This is a genomic window from Edwardsiella ictaluri ATCC 33202 (assembly GCF_000264785.1).
Classification (GTDB): domain Bacteria; phylum Pseudomonadota; class Gammaproteobacteria; order Enterobacterales; family Enterobacteriaceae; genus Edwardsiella; species Edwardsiella ictaluri.
The window spans coordinates 69743-95179 of the sequence record NZ_AFJI01000064.1 but is presented as its reverse complement, the minus strand read 5'-3'; the positions used below and the strand labels follow the sequence as shown (position 1 = coordinate 95179).

Sequence of the window (25437 nt, the reverse complement as noted above, 5' to 3'; positions counted from 1 at the left end):
ATTCACGGGCGCTGCTATAAATAACCAAAGCGCCGGAACTGATAAATAAAATAACAAACAGACCGGCTACGGCTCTGCGTAAAGTCCTTTCCAGAACCATTCCACGCTCCTGATAAAGACAGTGATCTTGCGCTAGCGTTGGCGAGCCGCTACCAGCGGTAACGGGATCCAACCAATAGGACTATTGCGAGAGGCGCATGGTAAAGCAAAAATCATACAGTGACAATTTTTTCAATAAGCGGTTTGGTATGGCGTTATATAGTAATTAATGTAATGGATGGCATGCTAACGTCTGCCCTGTCCAGGTGCGACGATCGATCAGGGAGAATCCGATAGAGCCGGTACATCCTGCACAGCGGCTGAAGCAGCGAGGGATCTTTGTTACAGTATTGCCGTGTCCCACCACAGTACAGGGCGTCGATGCCATGACCCGTAATGGAGTGCAGGCGGGGGTGTGCTGCCGAGGCGATCCGATGCAGACTCAATGAGAGGTGAGAGGTTTATGTATTCTGTCGATTTGCATATGCACACCGTGGCCAGTACCCATGCCTACAGCACGCTGCATGACTATATCGCTCAGGCGGTGGCACGCGGCCTGCGTCTGTTTGCGATTACCGATCATGGACCGGAGATGGCTGATGCCCCGCATCCCTGGCACTTTATGAATATGCGCGTCTGGCCGCGGACGGTAAACGGCGTCGGCATACTGCGCGGGATTGAGGCGAACATCAAGAGCCGACAGGGGGATATCGACTGTCATGGGCGCATGCTGGCTGAGATGGACGTGGTCATTGCCGGCTTTCATGAGCCGGTGCTGGCGCCGGTCGATCGCGCGTTTCATACCGAGGCGCTGCTGGCGACGATCGCCCGCGGCGAGGCGGATATTATTTCGCACCCCGGCAATCCCAAGTATCCGCTGGATATTCCCGCGGTGGCCCGCGCTGCCGCCGAGCATGGCGTGGCGCTGGAGCTGAATAACTCCTCGTTTAGCCACTCGCGTGCGGGCAGCGCCGATAACTGCCGGACGATCGCCGCGGCGGTGCGCGACGCCGGCGGCTGGCTCTCCCTGGGATCGGATGCCCATATCGCGTTTGATATGGGGAATTTTAACCACTGTATCCGGGTGCTGAATGAGGTAAACTTCCCGCCGGAGCGGGTGCTGAACGCCTCACCGCGGCGGGTGCTGGACTTTTTGCAACGGCGGGGCAGACCGGTGATCCCTGAATTTGCCGATTGGTGATGCGTAGTGATGACAATGTCACTTTTACGCTATTGATCAGGAACGGATATGAACGATTTTTCCATTGTGTGTCGCCTGCTGGGCTCTCTGTTTGCCCGTCAGCCTCAGGATCCCCTGCTGGATCCGCTGTTTACCCTGCTACAGAATAATCAGCTGCAGCAGTACTGGCCACTGGAGCAGGATGCCTTGCTGACACGCTTACAGGCGGGCGCAGGCGATCGCGGCGCGCTGGCGCAGGATTACCTGGGGCTGTTTGCCGCCGAGGGTGCCGTGGCAACTGGGCGCAGCGCCTATGTGGCGGATGCCGGGGAGCAGCAGGTGCGCGACTTTTTGCTGCAGCGCGGCATGCCGCTGGGGGCCGGAGCAGCGGACAGCTTTGGCCAGCTGCTGCTGGCGGCCTCTTGGCTGGAGGACCAGGGAGAGCGTGATGAGGTGTTGGCCCAGGCCAGCCTGTTCGATGTGTATTTGATGCCGTGGGCTGCCCAGTTCCTGGGCAAGGTCGAGGCCCATGCCCGCACGCCGTTTTACCGTACGCTGGCGGAGCTGACCCGTGAGGCGCTGCAGGCGCTGCGCGACGATCTGGCAGAGGACGAAGAGGGTACCGCAGGCGATGAGGAGGAGGGGGTTGCCTGACGGGGTAATCGATATCCCCCGCAGTACCGGGGGCAGAGACAAAAAACGGCGCCATATGGCGCCGTTTTACTGCAGGGGATGCGCTGCATGACCTGAGATCAGTCGGTCAGCGGGATCACCAGCTCACCGGGCTTCACCTCCAGCCCTTTGGCCAGCTTACGGGCAATAGCCTCGGTCTTACTCTTCTCCGGGTTGAGAACATAGGCCGGCTGTTGATCAAAATAGCTGCGCAGGGACTGGTTCAGGTAAGGTACCAGCGCTTTCATCAGCGTCTCCATTTTTTCCGGCTGCACCTTATAGTCCACCAGGGTTAAATCGCGCAGATAGATGGCGCCTTCATCGCGCTGGTATACCGGCTTGGCGCGCAGCGTCAGCTGCAGTTCGCTTTGTTGGGGGCCCAGAATGGAGCTGATGGCGACGTTGGCGTGGCCGCTCAGCGTAATGGTATTGGGCTCACTGCGGCCAATCTGGCTGCTGAGCTGATTCAGCGTGATGCGGGCATCGACCAGGCCGGGGACTCCGATCTGTTTTTCAAATTGGCTGTGCTTATCCAGGTAGGTGTTGATCTGCTGCTCGCTGATGCTGTAGCTGGTCAGCTTATTGCAAGCAGTCAGCACCAGACCGGCGGCCAGAACTGCAGCGGTAAACCATAGTTTTCTCATGAATAAAGCCTCGGCGACGGGAACAACCCGATACATAAAACGTTGATTGTGACACAGATAACCGCGGGGAAAAACCACTGTAACGGGATGAAGCGCCACGCAGTACGAGTGTTACAGCATAAATAGTTGGGACTGCGGCGGGGATCGGATAAGACCGAATTCCGCTGCCGCGTTAGCTTGAGCGGGGCTGGTGCGTGGCGCAGGGCACCTGCAGTGAAAACTGCCAGTAGAGCAGGGCCAGCGTCAGCATACCGATGATCCCCAGAAGTGCCCAGGGGAGCTCAGGCATGTTCATGCTGCGCCCCATATCATACATCCAACCGCCGCCGGTGTAGCCGAGGGCTCCCCCCAGCGCCAGCCCGAGGCGGCTAAAGCCCATGTAGCTGCCGCGCGCCCGGGCATCGGCCAGCGAGGCGCTGAGGGTTTCGCGTGCCGGCTCGGCGATGATTGAGCCGAGATAGAAGCAGCAGATCAGCGCGAACAGCGACTGTAGCGTGGTGCTCAGCCCCAGGGGAAACAGGCTGAGGGTCATCAGCAGCAGGCCGAACATCAGGCGCTGTTCCAGACGGAAACGCTTTTCGCTCCAGCGGGCGATGGGATAGAGCAAGGTCAGCGACAGTGCCGCCTCAATGGCGTACATCCATTTCACCGCGCCCGGCCCGCCGGCGATGTCGTTGACCATGATCGGCAGCATCAGCATGACCTGAACCGCCAACATATAGTAACCGGTGAGGGTGAGCACATAGGTCAAAAAACGCCGATCGCGCACCACGCGCAGCATGCCTTCACGCACCGGCGCCCGGATGGTCGAAATACGGTAGGCCGGCAGCAGCCAGGCGTTCCAGGCGGCGGCCAGCACAAAGAGGGCGGCGCCGGCCCAGCACACGTAGTGGAAGTCATAGGCCAGCAGCCAGCTGCCGATCAGGGCGCCGATCACCGCGCCGGCGCTGTCCTGCATCATCAGCAGGGAGTAGAAGCGGCCGCGCTCATGGGGGCGGGTGAGCTTGATCACCAGCGCGGTTCGCGGGGGATCGAACAGCGTGCCACCCAGGGCGGAAAGGGTGCAGGAGGCCCAGAGGATCCACGGTTCACTGGCGACGGCCATCGTGGCGAATCCGGCGGCGCGCAGCAGCATACCGCTGATGATCATCGGCTTGGCACCGACGCGATCGGCGATCGCCCCGCCAAAGATCCCCAGCCCCTGCTGCAGCAGCTGGCGCAGGCCGAGGGCGATGCCGACGATCAGGGCGGCCCAGCCCAACTGGTCGACAAAGCGGATGGAGATGAGGGGAAAAACGACAAAGAAGCCCAGCACGACCAGTAGATTATCGATCAGTAGAAAGTATTTTCCCGATCGCCTGGCCTGTAATACCAGCGACATGTTCCACCATTGAGCGCGAGTGAAGCGATAGTATAGAGTGTGATCATTTTCGCCGTTTTACGAAAGCAATGACAGGTAAATGATAGATTTGACGAATAAACAGTAAATTGTATTGTCTGGATGACAAGTAGCGGAACATAGCGTTAAGTGACCAGCAGATCCGGGAGAAATTACTGAGCATGGCGTGCGTTTGTATATTATAACGTCAGTCAATGGCTTACCGGCCATGGACAGAGAGGTTATAGTCATCGATACAGCGCCGGGGACCACTAAGGGGCCGGTACCATTCGATGACTGCAATGCACACGGAGGGATTCATGTTTGGCTATGGCAATGCGGGCCCCAGGGTTCGCCTGACCACGGATCGGTTGATCGTGCGGCTGGTCAACGAACGCGATGCGTATCAGCTGGCCGATTACTATGCGGAAAACCGCGACTTTCTGCGCCCTTGGGAGCCGATCCGCGATGAGAGCCACTGCTACCCGTCTGGCTGGCAAGCCAGACTGTCGATGATCCGTGAGCTGCAAAAGCAGGGTGGTGCGTTTTATTTCATCCTGTTGGGCCACGATGAGCAAGAGATCCGCGGGGTTGCGAACTTCAGCAATGTGCTGCGCGGTGCGTTTCACGCCTGCTTTCTGGGCTATTCGGTGGCGGCCCGGTGGCAGGGGCAAGGAGTGATGTATGAAGGGCTTCAGGCGGCGATCCGCTATATGCAGCGTCAGCAGCATATGCACCGCATCATGGCCAACTATATGCCGCATAACCGGCGCAGCGGTGCCCTGCTGCAGCACCTGGGATTCGAAAAAGAGGGATATGCCAAAAACTACCTGTTAATTAATGGGAAATGGCAGGATCATGTCTTGACTGCCCTGACGGATCCCGAGTGGACCGCTGGGCGCTGACACCGCAGAATGGATGAATGTCCTGGAGATACTTCCACATGATTAAACATATTCTTTCCCCGCTGGAAGCACGCGTTATCGGCTGCTTTTTGGAAAAGCAGATCACGACGCCAGAGCAGTATCCGCTGTCGCTCAACGCACTGACCACCGCCTGTAACCAGAAAACCAACCGTGAACCGGTACTGGAACTGAGCGAGAGCGAGGTACAAAACGCGCTGGATCTGCTGATCCGTAAGCACCAGATCCGCAGCGTGAATGCACCGGGTAGCCGGGTGATGAAGTACGAACATCGCTTCTGCAACTCTGAATTTGGCGATTTGCGCTTCAGTGCGGCGGAGGTTGCGCTGATGTGCAGCCTGTTGTTGCGTGGTCCACAGACGCCGGGTGAGCTACGCACCCGTTGTAACCGTCTGTATGCTTTTGCCGATGTTACCGGGGTGGAGCAGGCGCTCAATCGCCTGGCGGAGCGTGAGGATGAGCCGTTTGTGCAGCGCCTGGCGCGTGAGGCGGGGCGACGGGAGAGCCGCTACGCGCATCTGTTCTGCGGCGACGTGGCGGCGGATGCATTACCGCCGGTGTCGTCCGCCGCGCCGGAGGGGCTCGGTGAGCGGGTGGCCGCTCTGGAGGCCGATGTCGCCGCGCTGAGGCTGCAGTTGGCCCACCTGCTGGGCGATGCTCAACCGTCGTAGCCGCGCTTCCGGCCGCGCCGTGCTGCATTAATCGTCCGACGGGCGGAGAACCCGCCTTTTATTACATCCTGCGCTGGCTATTCATCATGGGATAAGTAGACTAGTTGGCCTGTTTCCCCCGCCGTCAGCGGCGGGGCCGCAACCCTGACGATGAACTGATGAATTTACTTAAATCACTGGCTGCGGTCAGCTCAATGACCCTCTTTTCGCGTGTGCTGGGGTTTGCCCGTGACGCGCTGGTCGCCAGGATCTTTGGCGCCGGAATGGCGACCGATGCCTTTTTTGTGGCCTTTAAGCTGCCCAACCTGCTACGGCGGATCTTTGCTGAGGGCGCCTTTTCCCAGGCCTTTGTGCCGATCCTGGCGGAGTATAAAAACCAGCAGGGCGAGCAGGCGACGCAGACTTTTATCGCCTACGTCAGCGGTCTACTGACCCTGATCCTGGCGCTGGTGACGCTGCTCGGCATGCTGGCGGCCCCCTGGGTTATCTATGCCACTGCGCCCGGCTTCGCCGATACGCCGGACAAGTTTGCGCTGACCAGCGCACTGCTGCGCATTACCTTTCCCTATATCTTGCTGATCTCCTTGGCCTCGATGGCTGGCGCGGTGCTGAATACCTGGAACCGTTTTTCGGTACCGGCCTTTGCGCCAACGCTGCTGAACGTCAGCATGATCGGCTTTGCGCTGTTTGTGGCGCCGTACTGCCATCCGCCGATCCTGGCGCTGGCCTGGGCCGTACTGATGGGCGGCGTGCTGCAACTGGGTTACCAGCTGCCGCACCTGAAGAAGATAGGTATGCTGGTGCTGCCGCGTCTCAATTTGCACGATCGCGGGGTATGGCGGGTGCTCAAGCTGATGGGGCCGGCGATTGTCGGGGTTTCTGTCAGTCAGATCTCGCTGATTATCAATACGATTTTTGCCTCCTTCCTGGTCTCTGGCTCCGTTTCCTGGATGTACTATGCCGACCGTCTGATGGAGCTGCCGTCGGGGGTATTGGGTGTTGCACTGGGGACTATCCTGCTGCCGTCGCTGGCCAAAAGCTTCTCATCTGGCCGCTTGGACGACTATAACCGTCTGCTGGACTGGGGGCTGCGCCTCTGCTTTATGTTGGCGCTGCCCTGCGCCGTGGCGCTGGGAGTGATCGCGAAGCCGCTGACGGTGGCGCTGTTCCAGTATGGTAAATTCAGCGCCTTCGATGCGGCGATGACCCAGCGGGCACTGGTGGCCTACTCTATCGGTCTGCTCGGGATTATCATGGTGAAGATTCTGGCGCCGGGCTTTTACTCCCGTCAGGATATCAAGACACCGGTGAAGATCGCCATCATCACGCTGATCCTGACCCAGGTGATGAACCTGATCTTTATCGGTCCCCTAAAGCATGCCGGGCTGTCGCTCTCCATCGGCCTGGCTGCCTGCCTGAATGCCGGCCTGCTGTACTGGCAGCTGCGGCGTCAGCGCCTGTTCACCCCGCAAAAGGGGTGGCTGGAATTCCTGAGTAAGCTGGTGCTGGCGGTGCTGGTGATGACGGCAGTGCTGATTGGCATGATGTGGCTGATGCCGGCGTGGGACACCGGAAATATGCCTTATCGGCTGCTGCGTCTGGCGGGGCTGGTGGTGGCCGGCGCGGTCAGCTACTTTGCGGTGCTGGCCCTGTTGGGGTTCCGCCTGCGCGACTTTACCCGCAGCGCGGTGCTGTAAACGCGGGGGCAGCTGCTGCCCCGCGATCGCGGTCATAAAAAAGCCACCTGCGGGGCAGGTGGCTTTTTGCTATCAATCGTCAGCCACCGCCGTCGGCGGTGGCGAGCGTTGTGGTTCGGCAGTGGCGTTACATACGCTCGACCGTCTTGATCCCCAGGGTATCCAGGCCGGTTTTCAGCGTACGTGCTGTCAGGGCGGCCAGCTTCAGACGGCTGGCGCGCACGCTCTCCTCCTCGGCGTTGAGGATCGGGCAGGCCTCATAGAAGCTGGAGAACAGGCCTGCGACTTCGTACAGGTAGGCGCACATGACGTGTGGAGTCCCCTCACGCGCGACGCTCAGGATGGTCTCCTCAAACTGCATCAGGCGGGTAGCCAGCGCCTTTTCACGCTCTTCTGTCAGCGTAATGGCACCCTGCAGGGTATTTTCATCAATGCCGGCACGCTTGAAGATGGAGGCGACGCGGGTATAGGCATACTGCATGTAAGGGGCGGTGTTGCCCTCAAAGGCCAGCATGTTGTCCCAGTCAAAGATATAGTCGGTAGTGCGGTTTTTGGAGAGATCCGCATACTTGACCGCACCGATACCGACCACTTCCACCAGCGCCTTCAGTTCGTCGCCGCTCAGCTCCGGGTTCTTGGCGGCGATCAGCTTGGCGGCGCGTTCGATGGCCTCATCCAGCAGATCGGCCAGCTTGATGGTGCCACCGGCACGGGTCTTGAACGGCTTGCCGTCTTTACCCAGCATCATGCCGAACATGTGGTGCTCCAGGCTGACGGAGTCCGGCACATAACCGGCCTTACGCACGATGGTCCAGGCCTGCATCAGGTGCTGATGCTGGCGGGAGTCGATGTAGTACAGGATACGGTTGGCGCCAAGGGTCTCATAACGGTACTTGGCGCAGGCGATATCGGTGGTGGTGTACAGGTAGCCGCCGTCCTTCTTCTGGACGATCACCCCCATCGGCTCGCCCTCTTTGTTCCTGAACTCGTTCAGAAAGACGACGGTGGCACCTTCGCTTTCGGTGGCCAGTCCCTTGGCCTTCAGATCGGCGACGATCCCCGGCAGCATCGGGTTGTACAGACTCTCACCCATGACGTCATCGTCGGTCAGGGTCACGTTGAGACGGTCATAGTTGCGCTGGTTCTGACGCATGGTGATGTCCACCAGCTTGCGCCACATTTCGCGGCAGTATTCATCGCCGCCCTGCAGTTTAACCACATAGCCGCGCGCGCGTTCGGCAAAGGCCGCATCTTCATCGTAGTGCTTTTTGGCTTCGCGGTAGAAGGCCTCCAGATCGGCCAGCGCCATGTCGCCGGTTTCGCTGCTGCCCTGCACCTTTTCCAGATAGGCGATCAACATACCGAACTGGGTGCCCCAGTCGCCGACATGGTTGGCGCGGATGACGTTGTGGCCGAGGAACTCCAGGGTGCGTACGGCGGCGTCGCCGATGATGGTGGAGCGCAGATGACCGACGTGCATCTCTTTGGCGACGTTCGGCGCGGAGTAGTCAACGACGATAGTCTGCGGCTCGACACGGGCCACGCCCAGGCGCGGATCGGCTAGCGCGGCGTCGGCCTGTGCGGCCAGCCAGGCGGCATCGAGGAAAATATTGATGAAGCCCGGGCCGGCAATCTCTACCTTGCTGGCGATCCCATCCAGTGCCAGATTGGCCACGACCTGTTCGGCGAGCTGTCGCGGAGGCAGGCCCATTTTTTTCGCCGCGGACATAATGCCATTGGCCTGATAGTCGCCAAACTGGACTTTCGCGGAGGGACGGACCAAGGCCTCGCTGCCGGCTGGCGCACCGGCAGCAACCAGCGCCTGAGTGACTTTATCTGAAATAATTTCCTGAATATTCACGGGATTACCTTAAGCTATTCGCACCGGACGCACGCGGCGCCGGCGTCGTGAATGTGAAAACCGAATCATGACCGCCGGGGCATTTCACCCGGCGGAAAACAGCCGGTTATTATAGGGGAAATCGGCTCCGCCGTCAGCATTCGCCGCACCGGCAGCCTCGATGGCCGGTGCGGCGGATGGATGTTATGTGCCGGGCAGGGTAGAGTACCTGCCGCGAAGGGGCTTCGCTGGCCGTGTGCGGCGGTGGAACGCTCTACTGGGGATAAGAGGAGAAGGACATGAACGGTTTGGCCGATATTGATGAGCTGCGTGAGCTGGCTGCGGATCTGGTGCGCTTTGAGCAGGCGCTGGCGCAGCTGGCATCGGCGTTGTCGCTGGATCTGGCGCATTTTACGGCGGATCATATTTCGCTGCGCTGCCACCAGACAGAGACCGCTGACCGCTGGCGGCGGGGCTTTTTGCGCTGCGGGACGCTTCTGACGGAGAATACCATCAATGGACGCCCGATCTGCCTGTTTGATCTGGCGCAGCCGCTGCGGGTAGGTCCCTGGCTTATCGACTGCGTAGAGCTCCCCTATCCCGGGGAAAAATGCTACCCGCATCAGGGGTGGCAGCACGTTGAGCTGGTGCTGGCGGGGCCACCGGATACGCTGCACCAGCGGGCGCTGGCGCTGCTGCCGGATGAGGCTCTGCTGGCACCGGGGATCCGTCTGACCTTCAGCCATCCCCGTGGTGAGGGAGAGCGGCTGCCGAACCCGACACTGGCGGTTGGCGATCGGCTTACTACCCTGAAATTCCACCCCTATTCCCTGCGTGAGATCGTCGCCAGCGAGCGTGGCTAGGGGCGGTATCGCTGTCATAGCCGGGCGATAGCCTGCGCCATGCGGTCCAGTGCCTGTTCAAGCAGTGCCCGGCGACAGGCAAAGTTCAGGCGTACGAACTTTGCCGCGCCGAAGTCGGCACCGTCGGATAACCCAACGCCGGCGTGCTCAAAAAACGCCTGTGGGTTTTCGACGGGCAGCCCACTGGCATCGATCCAGGCCAGGTAGGTGCCTTCAACGCGCGTGGTGTGCAACCCTGGCATGGCATTGATGCGCTCGGTTACCCTGTCACGGTTGGTGCGCAGATACTCCAGCTGTGCATCCAGCCACGGCTGGCCGTGACGATAGGCGGCCTCGGCGGCGGTAAAGGCCAGAATATCCACCTGCGGCACGATGCCGGTGCGGGCATCGATAAAGCGGCGGCGCAGCCCGGCATTGGGAATAATGGCGATTGAGGCGCCGAGCCCGGCGATATTAAACGTTTTTGACGGCGCCATCAGGGTTACGCTGCGCTGGGCTGCATCGTCGCTTAAGGCGGCTATCGGAATGTGCTGTAGGCCTGGCTCCAGCAGCAGATCGCAGTGGATCTCATCGGAGCAGATCAGCAGATCGTGGCGCTGGGCAAAGGCCAGCTGGGCCTCCAGCTCCTCGCGCCGGTATACCGTGCCGCCCGGATTCTGCGGGTTACACAGCATCAGCAGACGCTCCTTGCCGCTGATGGCCGCCTCGGCCCCGTCCGGTGCGAGGAGCCAGCGGCCATTGCGCAGCGTCATCGGCATCGGGATCTGGGCTCGCCCGGCCAGGTGGGCGGACTTCATAAAGGGGGGATAGATCGGAGAGGGGGCGAGCGTACCCTGCTCCGGTGTCGTCAGGGCGCGTACCGTCAGGTTGAGGCCGCTGACCAGCCCGGGCAAAAAGACCAGCCAGTCAGGTTGTATCGCCCAGCGATAGCGCTGCGCCATGCGGGTGACGAACAGCTCGCTCAGCGCCCGGGGCGCCATGCCATAGCCAAAGACGCCGTGGGCGACCCGGGCCTGCAGCGCGTCGATCACCGCCGGGGGAGAGCGAAAGTCGCTGTCGGCCACCCAGAGCGGAATTGTGTCCTGCTCCGCATATTTACCCCATTTCTCGCTGTCACTGTGACGGCGGTCGATCACTTCATCGAAATTGAATGTCATCGCGATTATCCTTTAGTAGGCTAACTACGTCCCTGAGGCTGAAACCGGTTACTGTCGGCGCGCGGCCTGCTGTCAGCCCGCGTGGTACTCTGCGGTGCGTATCGCGTCCGCGTCGCCTACAGAGTAGGCGAGGTGAGGGGAGATTCTCAATATTTGGGCTGTTGATATGAGTATTTTTCACATCCGCACCGTTTTGGCTGTTGATTCGGAGGTTTATATGCTGACGTTAGAGGTATGCTGCTACTCCCTGGCCTGCGCCGAGATAGCGCAGGCGGCGGGGGCAGACCGCATTGAGCTGTGTGCCAGCCAGCAGGATGGTGGGATCACCCCCAGCTATGGCACGCTGGTGGGGTGTCGGGAGCGGGTGAGCGTGCCTGTACACCCGATTATCCGTCCGCGCAGCGGCGATTTTTGCTACAGCGACAGCGAGTTTGCGCTGATGAAGTGCGATCTGGCGCTGGTGCGCGATCTGGGGTTTCCCGGCGCGGTGATCGGCTTACTGGATGAAGAGGGACACATTGATCTGCGCCGCATGGGTGAGCTGATGGCGTTGGCCGGTCCGATGGCGGTGACCTTTCACCGCGCCTTCGACATGTGCGCCAACCCGCTGCAGGCGCTTTCCCAGCTGACCGATCTCGGTATTGCGCGCATTCTGACCTCAGGGCAGCAGCAGACGGCGGAGGCCGGGTTGCCGCTGCTGCGTCAGCTGCAGCAGGCCAGCCGCGGACCGCTGATCATGGCCGGGGCCGGGGTGCGCCTCTCCAATCTGCATAAATTCAGTGGGATTGGTCTGCAGGAGGTGCATACCTCTGCCGGCCACTGTGTGCCGTCAACGATGCGCTACCGCAAGGCGGGCGTCAGCATGAGCCATGCGGAGAACGATGAGTTTAGCCACTACTGCGTGGACGGCGGTATGGTTGAGGCGATGAAATCGGCGCTGCAGATGATGGAAACCGTCGGCTGCAGCATCTGAGGAACCGGTCTCCAGTAGACGTAAGTACGGCTTTGTAGCGGAGGGTTTGCTAAAAAGTTCGGCCCCACACCTTGCCGGTTGGGGCTCTTTTTTATGGCGCAGGAGCTCAGGGCTTGCGGGCGATGAAGGCTGCGCGCAGCGGCGCCGGATAGCCTTCGAGGGTTTTTCGCACATCCGCCGGATCCAGGAAGTCGGCCAGGGATTCGCTGGTCATCCAGTCGGTACGCCGCTGCTCCTCTACGCTGGTGGGGCACTGATCCACCAGACGGACGTCGCAGAAGCCGCACTTCTCCAGCCAGCGGATCAGCATGGCGGCAGAGGGGATAAAGTAGACGTTACGCATCTGCGCGTAGCGCTCGCCGGGGATCAGCGCCTGCTGTTCATCGCCTTCAATAACCAAGGTCTCCAGCAGCAGTTCACCGCCGCTGACCAGCTGGTTCTTCAGCTGGTACAGATGATCCAGCGGTGAGCGGCGGTGATAGAGGACGCCCATCGAGAATACCGTATCAAAGGCCGCCAGCGCCGGTAGCTGCTCGATCCCCAGCGGCAGCAGATGGGCGCGGCTATCGCCGCCGAGCAGCTTACGCACCGCCTCGAACTGGCACAGAAACAGCTGCATCGGATCGATGCCGACTGCCAGGTGTGCCCCTGCGCCAACCATACGCCACAGGTGGTAACCGCTGCCGCAGCCGACGTCGAGAATGGTGCGCCCGGCCAGCGGCGACAGGTGCGGAAGAATGCGCTGCCATTTCCAGTCTGAACGCCATTCGGTATCGATCTGAATGCCATACAGCTCGAAGGGGCCTTTACGCCAGGGCATCAGTGTGCGCAGCATTTTTTCAATGCCGATGCGCTGCCCCTCGCTCAGCGGGGTCTCCGCCCCGGCGCAAACCCCGTGCAGCAGATCCAGACGGTGCGGCGTCAGGGCCGGCAGCCGTTCTACCGCATTATTCCAGTCACGAAAGTAGCCGTGCAGTGAGTCGCGCTGCCAGGCTGCCAGCTGTGCCGGCAGCACCTCCAGCCATTTGCTCAGCGGGCCGTGGGCTATTTGGGCATAGAAATTACCAAAGTCGATCATGGCTGAGCCTCCTTGATGGCCAGCAGCGAGCCGAAGTTAAAGCACTGAAACCAGGTCTCGGCGTGGCAGAAACCCGCCTGGCGCAGGCGCTGCTTATGGGTTTCTACGCTGTCTGTCAGCATGACGTTTTCCAGCATGCTGCGCTTCTGGCTGATCTCCAGCTCACTGTAGCCGTTGGCGCGCTTGAAGTCGTGATGCATATCGAACAACAGCTCGCCGACGGTGGCGTCGGCGAAGTTGAATTTTTCTGACAGGACGAGTGCGCCGCCGGGCAGCAGACCGCGATAGATGCGATCCAGCAGGAGCTGACGATCGTCCGGGGCCAGGAACTGCAGCGTGAAGTTGAGCACCACCAGCGAGGCGTTGCTAATGTCGACCTCACGGATGTCGGCCTCAAGCACCTGCACCGGGGTCGGGTTGCGGAAGGCGTCGATATGACGACGGCAGCGGCTGACCATCGCCGGGGAGTTGTCGATGGCGATGATTTCGCACCCTGTGGCCTGGATGTTACGGCGCATGGAGAGCGTCGCCGCGCCCAGGGAGCAGCCCAGATCGTATACCCGGGTTCCCGGCTGTACGAAGCGCTGCGCCAGCATGCCGATCATGGCGATGATATTGGAGTAGCCGGGGACCGAGCGCTGGATCATGTCGGGAAACACTTCGGCCACGCGCTCATCGAAGGTCCAGTCGCCCAGCTTGGCTATTGGGGCGGAAAACAGCATATCGCGCCCGGCGCCCAGCGCGGGATTTTTATCGCAGTCAGACATAGCGGATGTAGGGAGTTTCAATAAGGGGCGCATATTTTAGCAGAGAATGCCCTATGGCGGCTATGTGCTATTTCGTCCAGTGCGCACTCGCACTCCGCCAGCGTCGCACCAAGCGCGGTATACTCTGCACGCTGTCGCGTCTGACTGCATGAGGTTTGCCTTGATTGCAATAGTGCCGGGTGATACAAACCCATGCGCGTTGTAAACAAAATAATACGATGCGCCACGGAGACCGCAGTTAATTCAGTTGCCATGACGCTATCGCACAGAGGAAAAAATGGGCGATTCGCAGCACATCAGTACGACTCTTGAGAGAGGATTAAAAAACCGGCATATCCAGCTGATCGCCCTGGGCGGCGCGGTGGGCACCGGTCTGTTTCTGGGGATCGGTCCGGCCATTCAGCTGGCCGGACCGGCGGTTTTACTGGGCTATGCCATCGGCGGCGCAATCGCGTTTCTGATCATGCGCCAGCTGGGGGAGATGGTGGTGCAGGAGCCGGTTGCCGGTTCGTTTGCCCACTTTGCCCATAAATATTGGGGACCGTTTGCCGGTTTTGTCTCCGGCTGGAACTATTGGGTCATGTTCGTGCTGGTCGGCATGGCCGAGCTGACCGCGGCCGGTATCTATATGCAGTATTGGTGGCCGGATGTGCCGACCTGGATGTGGGCCAGCCTGTTCTTTGTCCTGATCAACGCGCTGAATATGGTGAACGTGCGTCTGTACGGTGAAACCGAGTTCTGGTTCGCCCTGATCAAGGTGGCGGCGATCCTCGGGATGATCGTGTTCGGCAGCTGGCTGCTGCTGTCCGGTGACGCCGGGCCCCAGGCGGGGCTGGCGAATCTGTGGGTGCACGGCGGCTTTTTACCGCATGGCTGGGGGGGACTGATCATGGCGATGGCGGTGATCATGTTCTCCTTCGGCGGCCTTGAGCTGATCGGGATCACCGCCGCGGAGGCCAGCGAGCCGGAAAAGAGCATTCCCAAGGCAACCAATCAGGTGGTCTACCGTATCCTGATCTTTTATATCGGCTCCCTGCTGGTACTGCTGGCCCTGTACCCCTGGTCGCAGATCGGCGCCAGCAGCAGTCCGTTTGTGATGATCTTCCATCACTTGAACAGCAACACGGTAGCGGCGGTATTGAATGTGGTGATCCTGACCGCCGCGCTGTCGGTATATAACAGCTGTGTCTACTCCAATAGCCGTATGCTGTACGGGCTGTCGCTGCAGGGTAATGCGCCGCGCCGCCTGACCCGGGTCAATCGCCGCGGGATCCCGGTGTGGTCAATCGGCCTTTCGGGGCTCACGACCTCTCTGGTGATCCTGATTAACTATCTGATGCCGGGTAAGGCGTTCGGGCTACTGATGGCGCTGGTGGTCTCTACGCTGGTGATCAACTGGGTGATGATCTGCATGGCGCATCTGAAGTTCAGGGCGGTGCAGAATCGTCTGGGCGTGACGGCACGGTTCCGCGCGCTGTGGTATCCCTATGGTAACTACCTGTGCCTGGCGTTTCTTGGCCTGATCTTGGTGATTATGGTGCTGACGCCGGGGATCCGGATATCGGTGCTGCTGCTGCCGCTGTGGCTGGGCGTGCTGTGGGGCGGATTCTGCCTGGCGCGGATGCGCCGCGGAAAATCGGCGTAGTGTCACGCAAGGCGACCCGCACACAGCGGGCCGCCTTGTGGTTTAATAACCGGTCTGTAGCAACTGTCCCCAGGGCAGATAGTAGAGATTGGCCACCACCATCAGCAGCAGCGACAGGTAGGTGGCGCTCATACCGGAGCGGCGCCACTGCATTTCATGCTGACGCAGGCCCCAGGCGTGCATCAGGCGCCCGAGGATCAGCAGTACGCCGCACAGGTGGAGCATCCACACCCGCGCGCCGTTCATCTCCATCATCACCAGCAGTATGGCGGCGATGGGGATGTACTCCACGGCGTTGCCGTGAATACGGATGGCGGTCTGCAGCTCATAAAAACCACCGTCGCCATAACTGACACGGTAAAGCATGCGCAGACGAACCACCTGCCAGGAAAACATCACTAACAGCAGTGCGCCGAGCACGACATAGAGCGCGCTGATCATTCTTTTTAGCTCCATTGTCTGAATCATATTGGCCTGTAAATGATAGCCGTAGGATGGCGGAATGTCCTGCGTAATCTGTTGAGTATTGTCATTTTTTCAGACGATTGTCCCAACGCTTGCGCGATATGGGGTCAAAACAGTGCTGTCTGCAGCGGCCAGTCCGGGCGCGGCGGTAACCCGTCGATGGCGGACCGGGACAGGACGTTCCACAGGAACTGCGCCTGCTGCGGCGCATCGCGGCAGTCCGGCGTATGGATAAACAGGTAAGGGGTGACATCCCGGCTCCAGGCCTGCAGGCGCGGCAGCCATGGCTGCAGCCAGCGCAGATTAGCGTCGGGGCTGTCCCCACCGATAAACCGCACCATCGGCATGTCGGCGGTTATCAGCACGTGCGTCGGCAGACATGGCTTTTTGCGCTGGGCCTCGCGTACGGCGTGGCTGTGGGGCCGGGCGTGGTGTACCGGTCGGCTGTCGAGGAGCACGCGATTGACCGCGCGCTGCTGTAAGCCACGGTTAAGCTCGCGCTCGGCGTCGCCTTTGGCAAAAAAAGCCGTGTGGCGCACCTCGACGCCGTAGCGATAGCCGCACGGCAGCGTGTCGAGAAATGACCATAGACGCGGGAGATGCTCGGGGCCACAGGCGGCCGGTAGCTGTAGCCAAAGTTGTCCCAGACGCTGATCCAGTGGTTGCAGCGCGCGGTAAAAAGCGCCAATCTGTTGATCGCAGTGCAGGAGCGCCGCCTGATGGCTGATGGCGGACGGAAACTTAAAGCAGAACCGGAACCCGTCGTGGGTCATATCGCGCCAGCGGCGTACCAGCGCCGGCGTAGGCAGGGCGTAAAACGTGGTGTTGCCTTCAACGCAGTTAAAGTGGCGGCTATAGTCGGCCAGGTCATGCAGGCCTATCTTTGCCCACGCCGCGTGTTGCCACTGCGGCAGTCCCAGGTAGAACATGGTTTACTCCGTGGTGATGGTCGGTTAAATATAACATAAACATAACAACTTAGGCAGAGGGTGTCAGATGGCGAGAAACAGTGCAAAGTGCGCGCGCGCTCTTATCGCAGCGGGGAATTTCCAGTATAATAGCCCCCTTTTTTCATCAAACATGTAAATCCGCCCGAGCTATGCCGATCTACGAATACGTTTGTAGCGACTGCAATCATCATCTGGATAAATTGCAAAAAATGTCCGATGCACCGCTGGTTGATTGCCCGGCGTGTGGTCATCCTGCCCTGAAGAAACAGATTTCAGCCGCCGGTTTCCAGCTAAAGGGGACCGGCTGGTACGCGACCGACTTTAAGCCACGTACCGACAAAACACCGTCTTCAACAGAGCGCTGCGCAGGCAGCCCGTGTCCGGCCGGTTGTCCGGGCGCGGCGTCGGCAAAATAAATTAAGAAAGCCAAAGGATATCGTTATGCGTACTAATTATTGCGGGCAGTTGAATCTGTCCCATGTGGGCCAGGAAGTGACCCTGTGTGGTTGGGTACACCGCCGCCGTGATTTGGGCGGTCTGATCTTTATCGATCTGCGCGACCGCGAAGGGGTGGTTCAGGTGTTCTTCGATCCGGATCATCAGGATGCCTTCCGTCAGGCCTCTGAGCTGCGTAACGAGTTTTGCGTGCAGGTAACCGGTACCGTGCGTGCGCGCCCGGAGAGTCAGCGTAACAGCGAGATGCCGACCGGGGAGATCGAAGTCTTTGGCCATGGCCTGACCCTCATCAACCGCGCCGAGCCGCTGCCGCTGGACTTTAACCAGACTAACAGTGAAGAGAATCGCCTCAAGTACCGCTACCTGGATCTGCGTCGTCCGGAGATGGCTGCGCGTCTGAAGACCCGCGCCAAGATCACCGCATTCGTGCGTCGTTTCATGGATAACCACGGCTTCCTGGATATCGAAACCCCGATGCTGACCAAGGCGACGCCGGAAGGGGCGCGTGACTACCTGGTGCCGAGCCGGGTGCATAAAGGCAAGTTTTATGCGTTGCCGCAGTCGCCCCAGCTGTTTAAACAGCTGCTGATGATGTCCGGCTTTGACCGCTACTACCAGATAGTGAAGTGCTTCCGCGACGAAGATCTGCGCGCAGACCGTCAGCCGGAGTTCACCCAGATCGATGTGGAGACCTCTTTCATGAGCGCCGGGCAGGTGCGTGAGATCATGGAAGCGCTGGCCCGTGCGCTGTGGATGGAGATCAAAGGGGTGGATCTGGGCGACTTCCCGGTGATGACCTTTGCAGAGGCGATGCGCCGTTTCGGCTCGGATAAGCCGGATCTGCGTAACCCGCTGGAGCTGGTCGATGTGGCCGATCTGGTTAAGAGCGTCGACTTTAAGGTCTTCTCCGGTCCGGCCAACGATGCCAGAGGGCGGGTGATCGCGCTGCGCGTGCCGGGCGGTGCGACCCTGACCCGTAAGAATATCGATGAGTACGGTCAGTTTGTCGGCATCTATGGCGCCAAAGGGCTCGCCTGGATGAAGGTCAACGATCGTGCCGCCGGGATGGATGGCGTGCAGAGCCCGATCGCTAAGTTCCTCAACGCCGAGGTGCTGGAAGGCATTCTGGCGCGCAGCGGCGCGCAGAGCGGCGACATCATCTTCTTCGGCGCCGACAGCGCCAAGGTAGCCACCGATGCCATGGGTGCGCTGCGTCTGAAGGTCGGGCGCGATCTGCAGCTGACCGACGAGTCACGCTGGGCGCCGCTGTGGGTGGTCGATTTCCCGATGTTCGAAGAGGACGGCGAAGGCGGCCTGGCCGCGATGCACCACCCGTTCACCTCGCCGCGCGATATCAGCCCGGAGGCGCTGAAGGCCAATCCGGTCGGCGCCATCGCCAACGCCTACGATATGGTGATGAATGGCTATGAGGTGGGCGGTGGCTCCGTCCGTATTCACAGTGGTGCCATGCAGTCTGCGGTCTTCGATATTCTGGGGATCAACGAGCAGGAGCAGCGCGAGAAGTTCGGCTTCCTGCTGGATGCGCTGAAGTTTGGCACCCCGCCGCACGCCGGTCTGGCGTTTGGCCTGGATCGCCTGGTGATGCTGCTGACCGGTACGGAGAATATCCGCGACGTGATCGCATTCCCGAAAACCACGGCGGCGGCCTGTCCGCTGACCGACGCCCCGAGCCGCGCCAACCCGGCGGCGCTGCAGGAGCTCTCTATCGCCGTCTGTGCCAAACAGGGCAGCGACGCGTAATGGCCTATAAGCGTCCGGAATCCATCCTGGTGGTGATCTATGCCCGCCAGGGGGGACGGGTGCTGATGTTGCAGCGGCGCGATGACCCCGATTTCTGGCAGTCGGTAACCGGCAGTCTGGAATCGGGAGAGTCGCCGTCGCAGGCTGCGCAGCGTGAAGTAAAGGAAGAAGTGGGTATCGACATCGTCAAGGAGCATTTGACGCTGACGGACTGCCAGCGCTGCGTGGAGTTTGAACTGTTTGCGCACCTGCGCCACCGCTATGCGCCCGGCGTGACGCGTAACCTAGAGCATTGGTTCTGTTTGGCCATCCCTGCTGAGCGGGCGATCCCGCTCAGCGAACATCTGGCCTACCGTTGGCTGGACGCCGCAGGGGCGGCCGGGCTGACCAAATCCTGGAGTAACCGACAGGCGATCGAACAGTTCGTCCCTTGATTACGTGCCTGTACGGGCGGTCATACTGGCCGTTCGCATTGATTTACAGGCGTGCATATTGACTATTTTAGGGCCTTTGCGCCTTTAGCGGAGATTTATATGGCAGGTCATAGTAAGTGGGCCAACACCAAACATCGTAAGGCTGCGCAGGATGCCAAGCGCGGTAAAATCTTTACCAAGATTATTCGCGAGCTGGTGACTGCCGCCAAGCTGGGTGGCGGCGATCCGGACGCAAACCCGCGTCTGCGCGCGGCCGTTGATAAGGCGCTGTCCAACAACATGACCCGCGACACCCTGAACCGCGCCATCGCGCGCGGCGTGGGCGGCGATGACGACGGCAACATGGAGACCATCATCTATGAAGGCTACGGCCCGGGTGGCACCGCCGTGATGGTGGAGTGTCTGAGCGACAACCGTAACCGTACCGTATCTGAAGTGCGTCATGCCTTTACCAAGTGCGGCGGCAATCTGGGTACCGATGGCTCTGTAGCTTATCTGTTCACCAAGAAAGGGGTGATCTCCTATGCGCCGGGTCTGGATGAAGATGCGGTGATGGATGCGGCGCTGGAGGCCGGTGCCGATGATGTGGTGACCTATGACGACGGCGCCATCGATGTGTACACCCCGTGGGAAACCTTCGGCCAGGTGAAGGATGCGCTGGATGCCGCCGGTCTGGTCGCCGAGTCGGCAGAGGTCTCCATGATCCCGTCGACCCAGGCTGACATGGATGCGGATACCGCGCCGAAGCTGCTGCGTCTGATCGATATGCTGGAAGACTGCGATGATGTGCAGGAAGTGTATCACAATGGTGAAATCTCCGATGAGGTTGCGGCTACTCTGGAATGAGTATCATCCTCGGGATTGACCCCGGCTCGCGGATCACCGGCTATGGCGTGATCCGCCAGCAGGGGAGGCAGCTCGAATATATCGGCAGCGGCTGCATCCGCACTGCCGTCGACGATCTGCCTACCCGTCTTAAGCTGGTGTACGCCGGCGTCAGTGAAATCATCACCCAGTTCAACCCCGACTGCTTCGCCATTGAACAGGTTTTTATGGCCAAGAACGCCGATTCGGCGCTGAAGCTGGGACAGGCGCGCGGCGCCGCCATCGTGGCGGCGGTGAACCGTGATCTGCCGGTGTTTGAATACGCGGCGCGCCAGATCAAGCAGACGGTGGTGGGCAACGGCGGGGCGGAAAAGGCCCAGGTGCAGCATATGGTGCGCTCGCTGCTGAAGCTGCCGGCGAACCCACAGGCGGACGCCGCCGATGCGTTGGCCGTGGCGATCACCCACTGCCACGTCAGCCAGAACGCGCTGCGCATCAGCAGCGGCAGGCTGAATCTGGCACGGGGACGCTTGCGCTGACCGCGGCGTGCGAAATGTGCGCTGTGCGGAGAGGGCGGGAGATGCCCGACGCTTTATTACAGGCTGGATATTCATCCAGCCTTTTTTATGGTATAAGCGGAGGCATTATTTGACGGAGACAGAGAGGGTGTGCGCGTGATTGGTCGCCTCAGAGGTACTATTCTGGAAAAACAGCCGCCGCAGGTGGTGCTGGAAGCCCACGGTGTCGGGTATGAGGTGCAGATGCCGATGACCTGCTTTTATGAGTTGCCACAGGTCGGCAGTGAAGCGGTGATCTTTACCCACTTTGTGGTGCGCGAGGATGCCCAGCTGCTGTATGGCTTCAACAATAAGCAGGAGCGTGCGCTGTTTCGTGAACTGATCAAAGTCAACGGCGTTGGGCCTAAGCTGGCGCTGGCGATCCTGTCCGGGATGTCGGCCCAGCAGTTTGTCACGGCGGTTGAGCGTGAAGAGGTTGCGGCGCTGGTCAAGCTGCCGGGCGTGGGCAAGAAAACGGCTGAGCGGCTGGTGGTCGAGATGAAGGACCGCTTCAAGGGGCTGAGCGGCGATCTGTTCACCCCGGCGGATGCGCAGCTGCCGAGTGCCCAGCCTCAGGCTCAGGCGGATGCTGAGGGCGAGGCGGTTGCCGCGCTGATCGCGCTGGGCTACAAGCCGCAGGAGGCCAGTCGCTTGGTGAACCGGGTGGCGGTGGCCGGTGCTGACAGTGAAACCCTGATCCGCGACGCGCTGCGCGCTGCGCTGTAATAACCCAGGAGAGCACGGGATGATAGAAGCCGATCGTCTGATTGCCGCCGATGCCCAGAGTGAGGAGGAGTTCCTCGATCGCGCCATTCGGCCGAAGACACTGGCCGACTACGTTGGCCAGCCGCAGGTGCGCGGGCAGATGGAGATTTTTATTAAGGCGGCCAAGCTGCGCGGTGATGCGCTGGATCACCTGCTGATCTTCGGGCCGCCGGGGCTGGGGAAAACCACGCTGGCCAACATCGTCGCCAATGAGATGGGGGTCAATCTGCGCACCACCTCGGGGCCCGTGTTGGAGAAGGCGGGCGATCTGGCGGCCATGCTGACCAATCTGGAGCCGCACGATGTGCTGTTCATCGATGAGATCCATCGCTTGTCGCCGGTGGTGGAAGAGGTGCTCTACCCGGCAATGGAAGACTATCAGCTGGATATTATGATCGGCGAGGGGCCGGCGGCGCGCTCGATCAAGATCGACCTGCCGCCTTTTACGCTGGTCGGTGCGACCACCCGCGCCGGATCGCTGACCTCACCGCTGCGTGACCGCTTTGGCATCGTGCAGCGGCTGGAGTTTTATCAGGTGGCCGATCTACAGCATATCGTCGGGCGTAGCGCCCACTGCCTGGGGCTGGCGCTGACGGATGAAGGCGCGCTGGAGGTGGCACGTCGCTCGCGCGGTACGCCGCGTATTGCCAACCGTCTGCTGCGCCGGGTGCGCGATTTTGCCGAGGTGTGCGCCGACGGGCGAATTGACGGTGAGGTGGCTGCGCAGGCACTGAATATGCTGGATGTGGATGCCGCAGGCTTTGACTATATGGATCGCAAGCTGCTGTTGGCGGTGATCGATAAGTTTATGGGGGGGCCGGTCGGGCTGGATAACCTGGCGGCGGCGATTGGCGAGGAGCGCGAGACCATTGAGGATGTGCTGGAGCCGTATCTGATCCAGCAGGGGTTCATTCAGCGTACGCCGCGTGGGCGTATCGCGACTGTCCATGCCTACCAACACTTCGGCATCGATCGCGCAGAGTAGGAGCCGCTGTAAAAAAACCCGTTGCCGCGACGTCGGCTACGGGGTTTTTTTATGCGCGGTACGGCGGTCTAGGTGCTTTGGCGCCGTCCCAGACTGAGGATAAACAGCAGGGCGGCGCCCAGCACGACCGAGGGTCCTGCCGGGGTATCATACCAGGCGGAAAATGCCAGGCCGCCACTGATGGCCAACAGGCCGACCAGCACGGCGCCTGCGGCCATTTGCTCTGGGGTACGGGCAAAGCGGCGGGCGGTCGCCGCCGGAATGATCAGCAGCGAGGTGATGATCAGCGCACCGACAAACTTCATTGCCAGGCCGATGGTCAGGGCGGTGGTCAGCATCAGCAGCAGCTTCACCCGCCCCAGGGCGATACCGTCAACGTGGGCGAGCTCCGGGCTGATGGTCATCGACAGCAGGGCACGCCACTGCCACAGCAGCAGCGCCAGCACCAGCACGACGCCAACGGCGATGGTCATGACATCCCGGTAGGTCACCGCCAGCAGATCGCCGAACAGGTAGGCCATCAGATCGACGCGGACGTTGGACATCAGCGCCACCACGACCAGCCCCAGCGAAAGGGCACTGTGCGCCATGATGCCGAGCAGGGTATCAATGCCCAGCTGGGGACGGCGCTCCAGCCAGACCAGCATGCAGGCCAGCAGCAGTGTGACGGCGATCACCGTATAGAACGGGTTTACCTCCAGTAATAGGCCGAAAGCGACGCCGAGCAGCGAGGCGTGGGCGAGGGTATCGCCAAAGTAGGACATGCGCCGCCATACCACGAACGATCCCAAGGGACCTGCCGCCAGCGCCAACAGTGCGCCTGCCAGCCAGCCGGGCAACAACAGTTCAATCATCGGCCTCTCCGCTGCGTGTCTTGAGAATGATTTTACCGCACAGATCGTGGCGGTGGTTGTGGTGGTGACGATAGACTGCCAGCTGCTGGGCTCCGTGAGCGCCGAACATGGCGATAAACTGCGGATGGCGGGCGACTGTCTCAGGGGTGCCGGAGCAGCAGATATGCTGGTTCAGGCACAGTACGTCATCAGTTTTTGCCATCACCAGATGCAGGTCGTGCGAAACGATCAGCACCGCGCAGTTAAGCTCATGGCGCAGGCGGTCGATCAGATCATACAGTGCCAGCTGACCGTTAACGTCCACCCCGGCGGTCGGCTCATCCAGCACCAGCAGATCCGGGGTGTTGAGCAGGGCCCTTGCCAGCAGCACACGCTGATTTTCGCCGCCCGAGAGCTTCTGCATCGGCTGTTTGAGCAGGTGTCCGGCCTGAACCCGTTGCAGTGCCGGCAGCACGTCCTGGCGCTTTACGCCGGGGCGCAGGCGCATGAAGCGCTCAACCGTCAGCGGCAGGGTGGCATCCAGATGCAGTTTTTGGGGAACATAGCCGATCGTTAGCCCCGATCGGGTGGCGCGTTCGCCGCGCGTCGGTGGGACCAGTCCAAGCACGACGCGTACCAGAGTAGATTTACCGGCGCCGTTGGGGCCCAGTAGGGTCAGGATACGCCCGCGCCGCAGTGTGAGGGAGACGTTATCCAGTACATCGCGGCTCCCAAAGCGCACGGCGACGTGCTGTAGGGTGACCAACGGTAGATTATCTTGCTGTGACATGGTTACGGCATATTGCACTATAAGTTAAATGTTATAATATAACGTTCCATAAAACGTTACCCGGAGATTTTTGTCATGATACCGCAAAAAAATATAATTAAGCGCACGCTTATTGCTTCCGCGCTGTCGCTGTGTGCGCTGGCGGGCAGTGCACAGGCTGACGTCGTGACCTCGGTTAGGCCGTTAGGTTTCATCGCGGCGGCGATTGCCGACGGGGTAATGCTGACGCATGTTCTGCTGCCTGACGGCGCCTCTCCCCATGATTATGCGCTGCGTCCCTCGGATATCAAACGATTGCACGATGCCAACCTGGTGGTATGGATAGGGCCTAAAATGGAGAGCTTTCTTGAAAAGCCGACTCAACAGCTAGAAAGTAATAAAAATCTCACTCTTGTCACCCTTCCTGGCGTACGTAGTCAACTCATTGTGGGTGATGATGATGATGAACACGGTCATCCTGCCGCACAGAGTGAGAGTCATGCGGAAAATTCTGATTTTTCCGGGGCACATATTGTTACAGAGGGCGTCAGCGCTGGTTTCGCGGGCGATAGTGATCACGATCATGGTCAATACAATATGCATATCTGGCTCTCTCCGGCGATTGCAAAACAGGTGGCGATTGCGATTCATGACCGATTAGTGCAACAAAGCCCACAAAATAAAGACAAACTGGATGTCAACCTACGTAAATTCGAGCAACAACTCGAGCAGACGGAAAAGAAAGTTGGTATCATGCTGCAGCCTGTGCAGGATAAAGGGTATTTTGTCTTTCATGATGCCTATGGTTACTTCGAGAAAGCCTTTGGCCTGACTCCATTGGGGCATTTCACGGTCAATCCCGAGATACAGCCTGGCGCACGGCGCTTACACCAAATTCGAACACAGCTGGTTGAGCAAAAGGCGGTCTGCGTTTTTGCTGAGCCACAGTTCAGGCCAGCCGTTATCTCGGCGATTGCGCAGGGGACCCCTGTCCGGCAGGGTACGCTAGATCCCCTGGGAAGCGCGATCCCACTGAGTGCGGACAGCTATATGGTCTTTTTGACCACGCTGGCGCAGCAGTATTCAAGCTGCCTGAAGTGAGATTAAGAG

General features: G+C 60.3%; 26 protein-coding genes. 16 read left to right on the top strand and 10 right to left on the bottom strand.

Going from position 1 to position 25437, the window contains the following annotated elements:
• Window positions 1-502 precede the first annotated feature (502 nt).
• Both EIEH_RS09860 and EIEH_RS09855 read left to right on the top strand, forming a co-directional pair.
• Entirely contained in the window at window positions 503-1240 is a 738-nt protein-coding gene (locus tag EIEH_RS09860; RefSeq protein WP_015870919.1) for a phosphatase, read from the top strand.
• Between the two features lie 48 nt (window positions 1241-1288).
• A complete protein-coding gene (locus tag EIEH_RS09855) occupies window positions 1289-1873 on the top strand; it encodes a TorD/DmsD family molecular chaperone (protein ID WP_015870920.1) in 585 nt (194 codons plus the stop codon).
• Window positions 1874-1971: 98 nt separating this feature from the next.
• Here the strand turns inward: EIEH_RS09855 and EIEH_RS09850 are convergent, their stop codons facing one another.
• Both EIEH_RS09850 and mdtH read right to left on the bottom strand, forming a co-directional pair.
• Window positions 1972-2535, bottom strand: a complete 564-nt coding sequence (locus tag EIEH_RS09850) for a lipoprotein (RefSeq protein ID WP_015870921.1) — start codon at window positions 2533-2535, stop codon at window positions 1972-1974.
• 172 nt (window positions 2536-2707) lie between these two features.
• The gene (mdtH, locus tag EIEH_RS09845) at window positions 2708-3916 is read right to left on the bottom strand and encodes a multidrug efflux MFS transporter MdtH (protein WP_015870922.1); all 1209 of its coding nucleotides are present in this window, start codon (window positions 3914-3916) and stop codon (window positions 2708-2710) included.
• Between the two features lie 317 nt (window positions 3917-4233).
• On the opposite strand from mdtH, the gene rimJ reads away from it, so the two are divergent.
• From rimJ to murJ, 3 genes are all read left to right on the top strand, one after another.
• A complete protein-coding gene (gene rimJ, locus EIEH_RS09840) occupies window positions 4234-4818 on the top strand; it encodes a ribosomal protein S5-alanine N-acetyltransferase (RefSeq protein ID WP_015870923.1) in 585 nt (194 codons plus the stop codon).
• A gap of 41 nt (window positions 4819-4859) precedes the next feature.
• Window positions 4860-5507, top strand: coding sequence for a YceH family protein (locus tag EIEH_RS09835; protein WP_035609395.1), 648 nt, complete (start codon window positions 4860-4862; stop codon window positions 5505-5507).
• A 158-nt stretch (window positions 5508-5665) separates the two neighbouring features.
• A complete protein-coding gene (gene murJ, locus EIEH_RS09830) occupies window positions 5666-7204 on the top strand; it encodes a murein biosynthesis integral membrane protein MurJ (protein WP_015870925.1) in 1539 nt (512 codons plus the stop codon).
• Window positions 7205-7331: 127 nt separating this feature from the next.
• Here the strand turns inward: murJ and argS are convergent, their stop codons facing one another.
• Entirely contained in the window at window positions 7332-9065 is a 1734-nt protein-coding gene (gene argS, locus EIEH_RS09825; protein ID WP_015870926.1) for an arginine--tRNA ligase, read from the bottom strand.
• Between the two features lie 278 nt (window positions 9066-9343).
• Between argS and EIEH_RS09820 the strand changes: the two genes are divergently transcribed.
• Window positions 9344-9907, top strand: coding sequence for a VOC family protein (locus EIEH_RS09820; protein ID WP_015870927.1), 564 nt, complete (start codon window positions 9344-9346; stop codon window positions 9905-9907).
• A 14-nt stretch (window positions 9908-9921) separates the two neighbouring features.
• Here the strand turns inward: EIEH_RS09820 and EIEH_RS09815 are convergent, their stop codons facing one another.
• Window positions 9922-11064 (bottom strand): MalY/PatB family protein, encoded by a 1143-nt coding sequence (locus tag EIEH_RS09815; protein ID WP_015870928.1) that lies wholly within the window; start codon window positions 11062-11064, stop codon window positions 9922-9924.
• Between the two features lie 217 nt (window positions 11065-11281).
• Here EIEH_RS09815 and cutC point away from each other — a divergent pair, with 217 nt between their 5' ends.
• Window positions 11282-12037: a copper homeostasis protein CutC gene (gene cutC, locus EIEH_RS09810; RefSeq protein WP_015870929.1), complete on the top strand. Its 756-nt coding sequence runs from the start codon at window positions 11282-11284 to the stop codon at window positions 12035-12037.
• A 106-nt stretch (window positions 12038-12143) separates the two neighbouring features.
• Here cutC and cmoB read toward each other — a convergent pair whose 3' ends face one another.
• A complete protein-coding gene (cmoB, locus tag EIEH_RS09805; protein ID WP_015870930.1) occupies window positions 12144-13115 on the bottom strand; it encodes a tRNA 5-methoxyuridine(34)/uridine 5-oxyacetic acid(34) synthase CmoB in 972 nt (323 codons plus the stop codon).
• A complete protein-coding gene (cmoA, locus tag EIEH_RS09800) occupies window positions 13112-13882 on the bottom strand; it encodes a carboxy-S-adenosyl-L-methionine synthase CmoA (RefSeq protein WP_035609380.1) in 771 nt (256 codons plus the stop codon). Before cmoA ends, cmoB begins: the two co-directional genes overlap by 4 nt.
• A gap of 277 nt (window positions 13883-14159) precedes the next feature.
• On the opposite strand from cmoA, the gene EIEH_RS09795 reads away from it, so the two are divergent.
• On the top strand, window positions 14160-15527 hold the full coding sequence (locus EIEH_RS09795) for an amino acid permease (protein WP_015870932.1): 1368 nt from the start codon (window positions 14160-14162) through the stop codon (window positions 15525-15527).
• Window positions 15528-15569: 42 nt separating this feature from the next.
• Here EIEH_RS09795 and EIEH_RS09790 read toward each other — a convergent pair whose 3' ends face one another.
• Both EIEH_RS09790 and EIEH_RS09785 read right to left on the bottom strand, forming a co-directional pair.
• A complete protein-coding gene (locus EIEH_RS09790; RefSeq protein WP_015870933.1) occupies window positions 15570-15968 on the bottom strand; it encodes an MAPEG family protein in 399 nt (132 codons plus the stop codon).
• A 131-nt stretch (window positions 15969-16099) separates the two neighbouring features.
• Window positions 16100-16921, bottom strand: coding sequence for a DUF72 domain-containing protein (locus EIEH_RS09785; protein ID WP_015870934.1), 822 nt, complete (start codon window positions 16919-16921; stop codon window positions 16100-16102).
• 170 nt (window positions 16922-17091) lie between these two features.
• On the opposite strand from EIEH_RS09785, the gene EIEH_RS17695 reads away from it, so the two are divergent.
• The 7 genes from EIEH_RS17695 to ruvB all read left to right on the top strand — a co-directional run bounded on the left by EIEH_RS17695 (window position 17092) and on the right by ruvB (window position 22725).
• On the top strand, window positions 17092-17358 hold the full coding sequence (locus tag EIEH_RS17695) for an FmdB family zinc ribbon protein (RefSeq protein WP_015870935.1): 267 nt from the start codon (window positions 17092-17094) through the stop codon (window positions 17356-17358).
• A 25-nt stretch (window positions 17359-17383) separates the two neighbouring features.
• Window positions 17384-19159, top strand: a complete 1776-nt coding sequence (aspS, locus tag EIEH_RS09780; RefSeq protein ID WP_015870936.1) for an aspartate--tRNA ligase — start codon at window positions 17384-17386, stop codon at window positions 19157-19159.
• Entirely contained in the window at window positions 19159-19593 is a 435-nt protein-coding gene (nudB, locus tag EIEH_RS09775; protein ID WP_015870937.1) for a dihydroneopterin triphosphate diphosphatase, read from the top strand. Before aspS ends, nudB begins: the two co-directional genes overlap by 1 nt.
• Window positions 19594-19692: 99 nt before the next feature.
• The gene (locus EIEH_RS09770; protein WP_015461351.1) at window positions 19693-20439 is read left to right on the top strand and encodes a YebC/PmpR family DNA-binding transcriptional regulator; all 747 of its coding nucleotides are present in this window, start codon (window positions 19693-19695) and stop codon (window positions 20437-20439) included.
• A complete protein-coding gene (gene ruvC, locus EIEH_RS09765; RefSeq protein ID WP_015870938.1) occupies window positions 20436-20957 on the top strand; it encodes a crossover junction endodeoxyribonuclease RuvC in 522 nt (173 codons plus the stop codon). The genes EIEH_RS09770 and ruvC overlap by 4 nt, the downstream gene beginning before the upstream one ends.
• A gap of 135 nt (window positions 20958-21092) precedes the next feature.
• Window positions 21093-21701, top strand: coding sequence for a Holliday junction branch migration protein RuvA (ruvA, locus tag EIEH_RS09760; protein ID WP_035609392.1), 609 nt, complete (start codon window positions 21093-21095; stop codon window positions 21699-21701).
• Between the two features lie 19 nt (window positions 21702-21720).
• On the top strand, window positions 21721-22725 hold the full coding sequence (gene ruvB, locus EIEH_RS09755) for a Holliday junction branch migration DNA helicase RuvB (RefSeq protein WP_015870940.1): 1005 nt from the start codon (window positions 21721-21723) through the stop codon (window positions 22723-22725).
• Between the two features lie 68 nt (window positions 22726-22793).
• On the opposite strand, the gene znuB is transcribed toward ruvB, so the two are convergent.
• Both znuB and znuC read right to left on the bottom strand, forming a co-directional pair.
• Window positions 22794-23579 carry a zinc ABC transporter permease subunit ZnuB gene (gene znuB / locus EIEH_RS09750; protein WP_015870941.1) on the bottom strand — a complete coding sequence of 262 codons (786 nt, stop codon included), beginning with the start codon at window positions 23577-23579 and terminating at the stop codon, window positions 22794-22796.
• On the bottom strand, window positions 23572-24348 hold the full coding sequence (znuC, locus tag EIEH_RS09745) for a zinc ABC transporter ATP-binding protein ZnuC (RefSeq protein WP_015870942.1): 777 nt from the start codon (window positions 24346-24348) through the stop codon (window positions 23572-23574). Before znuC ends, znuB begins: the two co-directional genes overlap by 8 nt.
• 75 nt (window positions 24349-24423) lie before the next feature.
• Here znuC and znuA point away from each other — a divergent pair, with 75 nt between their 5' ends.
• Window positions 24424-25428 (top strand): zinc ABC transporter substrate-binding protein ZnuA, encoded by a 1005-nt coding sequence (znuA, locus tag EIEH_RS09740; RefSeq protein ID WP_015870943.1) that lies wholly within the window; start codon window positions 24424-24426, stop codon window positions 25426-25428.
• Window positions 25429-25437 lie beyond the last annotated feature (9 nt).

Excerpts from the sequence above, each read along its gene's own strand:
- EIEH_RS09795 (WP_015870932.1), top strand. The coding sequence starts at position 14,160 with ATGGGCGATTCGCAGCACATCAGTACGACTCTTGAGAGAGGATTAAAA.
- cmoA (WP_035609380.1), bottom strand. The coding sequence starts at position 13,882 with ATGTCTGACTGCGATAAAAATCCCGCGCTGGGCGCCGGGCGCGATATG.
- EIEH_RS17695 (WP_015870935.1), top strand. The coding sequence starts at position 17,092 with ATGCCGATCTACGAATACGTTTGTAGCGACTGCAATCATCATCTGGAT.
- EIEH_RS09850 (WP_015870921.1), bottom strand. The coding sequence starts at position 2,535 with ATGAGAAAACTATGGTTTACCGCTGCAGTTCTGGCCGCCGGTCTGGTG.
- nudB (WP_015870937.1), top strand. The coding sequence starts at position 19,159 with ATGGCCTATAAGCGTCCGGAATCCATCCTGGTGGTGATCTATGCCCGC.
- ruvB (WP_015870940.1), top strand. The coding sequence starts at position 21,721 with ATGATAGAAGCCGATCGTCTGATTGCCGCCGATGCCCAGAGTGAGGAG.
- cutC (WP_015870929.1), top strand. The coding sequence starts at position 11,282 with ATGCTGACGTTAGAGGTATGCTGCTACTCCCTGGCCTGCGCCGAGATA.
- znuA (WP_015870943.1), top strand. The coding sequence starts at position 24,424 with ATGATACCGCAAAAAAATATAATTAAGCGCACGCTTATTGCTTCCGCG.
- mdtH (WP_015870922.1), bottom strand. The coding sequence starts at position 3,916 with ATGTCGCTGGTATTACAGGCCAGGCGATCGGGAAAATACTTTCTACTG.
- EIEH_RS09770 (WP_015461351.1), top strand. The coding sequence starts at position 19,693 with ATGGCAGGTCATAGTAAGTGGGCCAACACCAAACATCGTAAGGCTGCG.
- EIEH_RS09820 (WP_015870927.1), top strand. The coding sequence starts at position 9,344 with ATGAACGGTTTGGCCGATATTGATGAGCTGCGTGAGCTGGCTGCGGAT.
- EIEH_RS09785 (WP_015870934.1), bottom strand. The coding sequence starts at position 16,921 with ATGTTCTACCTGGGACTGCCGCAGTGGCAACACGCGGCGTGGGCAAAG.
- EIEH_RS09860 (WP_015870919.1), top strand. The coding sequence starts at position 503 with ATGTATTCTGTCGATTTGCATATGCACACCGTGGCCAGTACCCATGCC.
- murJ (WP_015870925.1), top strand. The coding sequence starts at position 5,666 with ATGAATTTACTTAAATCACTGGCTGCGGTCAGCTCAATGACCCTCTTT.
- rimJ (WP_015870923.1), top strand. The coding sequence starts at position 4,234 with ATGTTTGGCTATGGCAATGCGGGCCCCAGGGTTCGCCTGACCACGGAT.
- ruvC (WP_015870938.1), top strand. The coding sequence starts at position 20,436 with ATGAGTATCATCCTCGGGATTGACCCCGGCTCGCGGATCACCGGCTAT.
- aspS (WP_015870936.1), top strand. The coding sequence starts at position 17,384 with ATGCGTACTAATTATTGCGGGCAGTTGAATCTGTCCCATGTGGGCCAG.
- znuB (WP_015870941.1), bottom strand. The coding sequence starts at position 23,579 with ATGATTGAACTGTTGTTGCCCGGCTGGCTGGCAGGCGCACTGTTGGCG.
- EIEH_RS09790 (WP_015870933.1), bottom strand. The coding sequence starts at position 15,968 with ATGATCAGCGCGCTCTATGTCGTGCTCGGCGCACTGCTGTTAGTGATG.
- cmoB (WP_015870930.1), bottom strand. The coding sequence starts at position 13,115 with ATGATCGACTTTGGTAATTTCTATGCCCAAATAGCCCACGGCCCGCTG.
- EIEH_RS09815 (WP_015870928.1), bottom strand. The coding sequence starts at position 11,064 with ATGACATTCAATTTCGATGAAGTGATCGACCGCCGTCACAGTGACAGC.
- znuC (WP_015870942.1), bottom strand. The coding sequence starts at position 24,348 with ATGTCACAGCAAGATAATCTACCGTTGGTCACCCTACAGCACGTCGCC.
- EIEH_RS09855 (WP_015870920.1), top strand. The coding sequence starts at position 1,289 with ATGAACGATTTTTCCATTGTGTGTCGCCTGCTGGGCTCTCTGTTTGCC.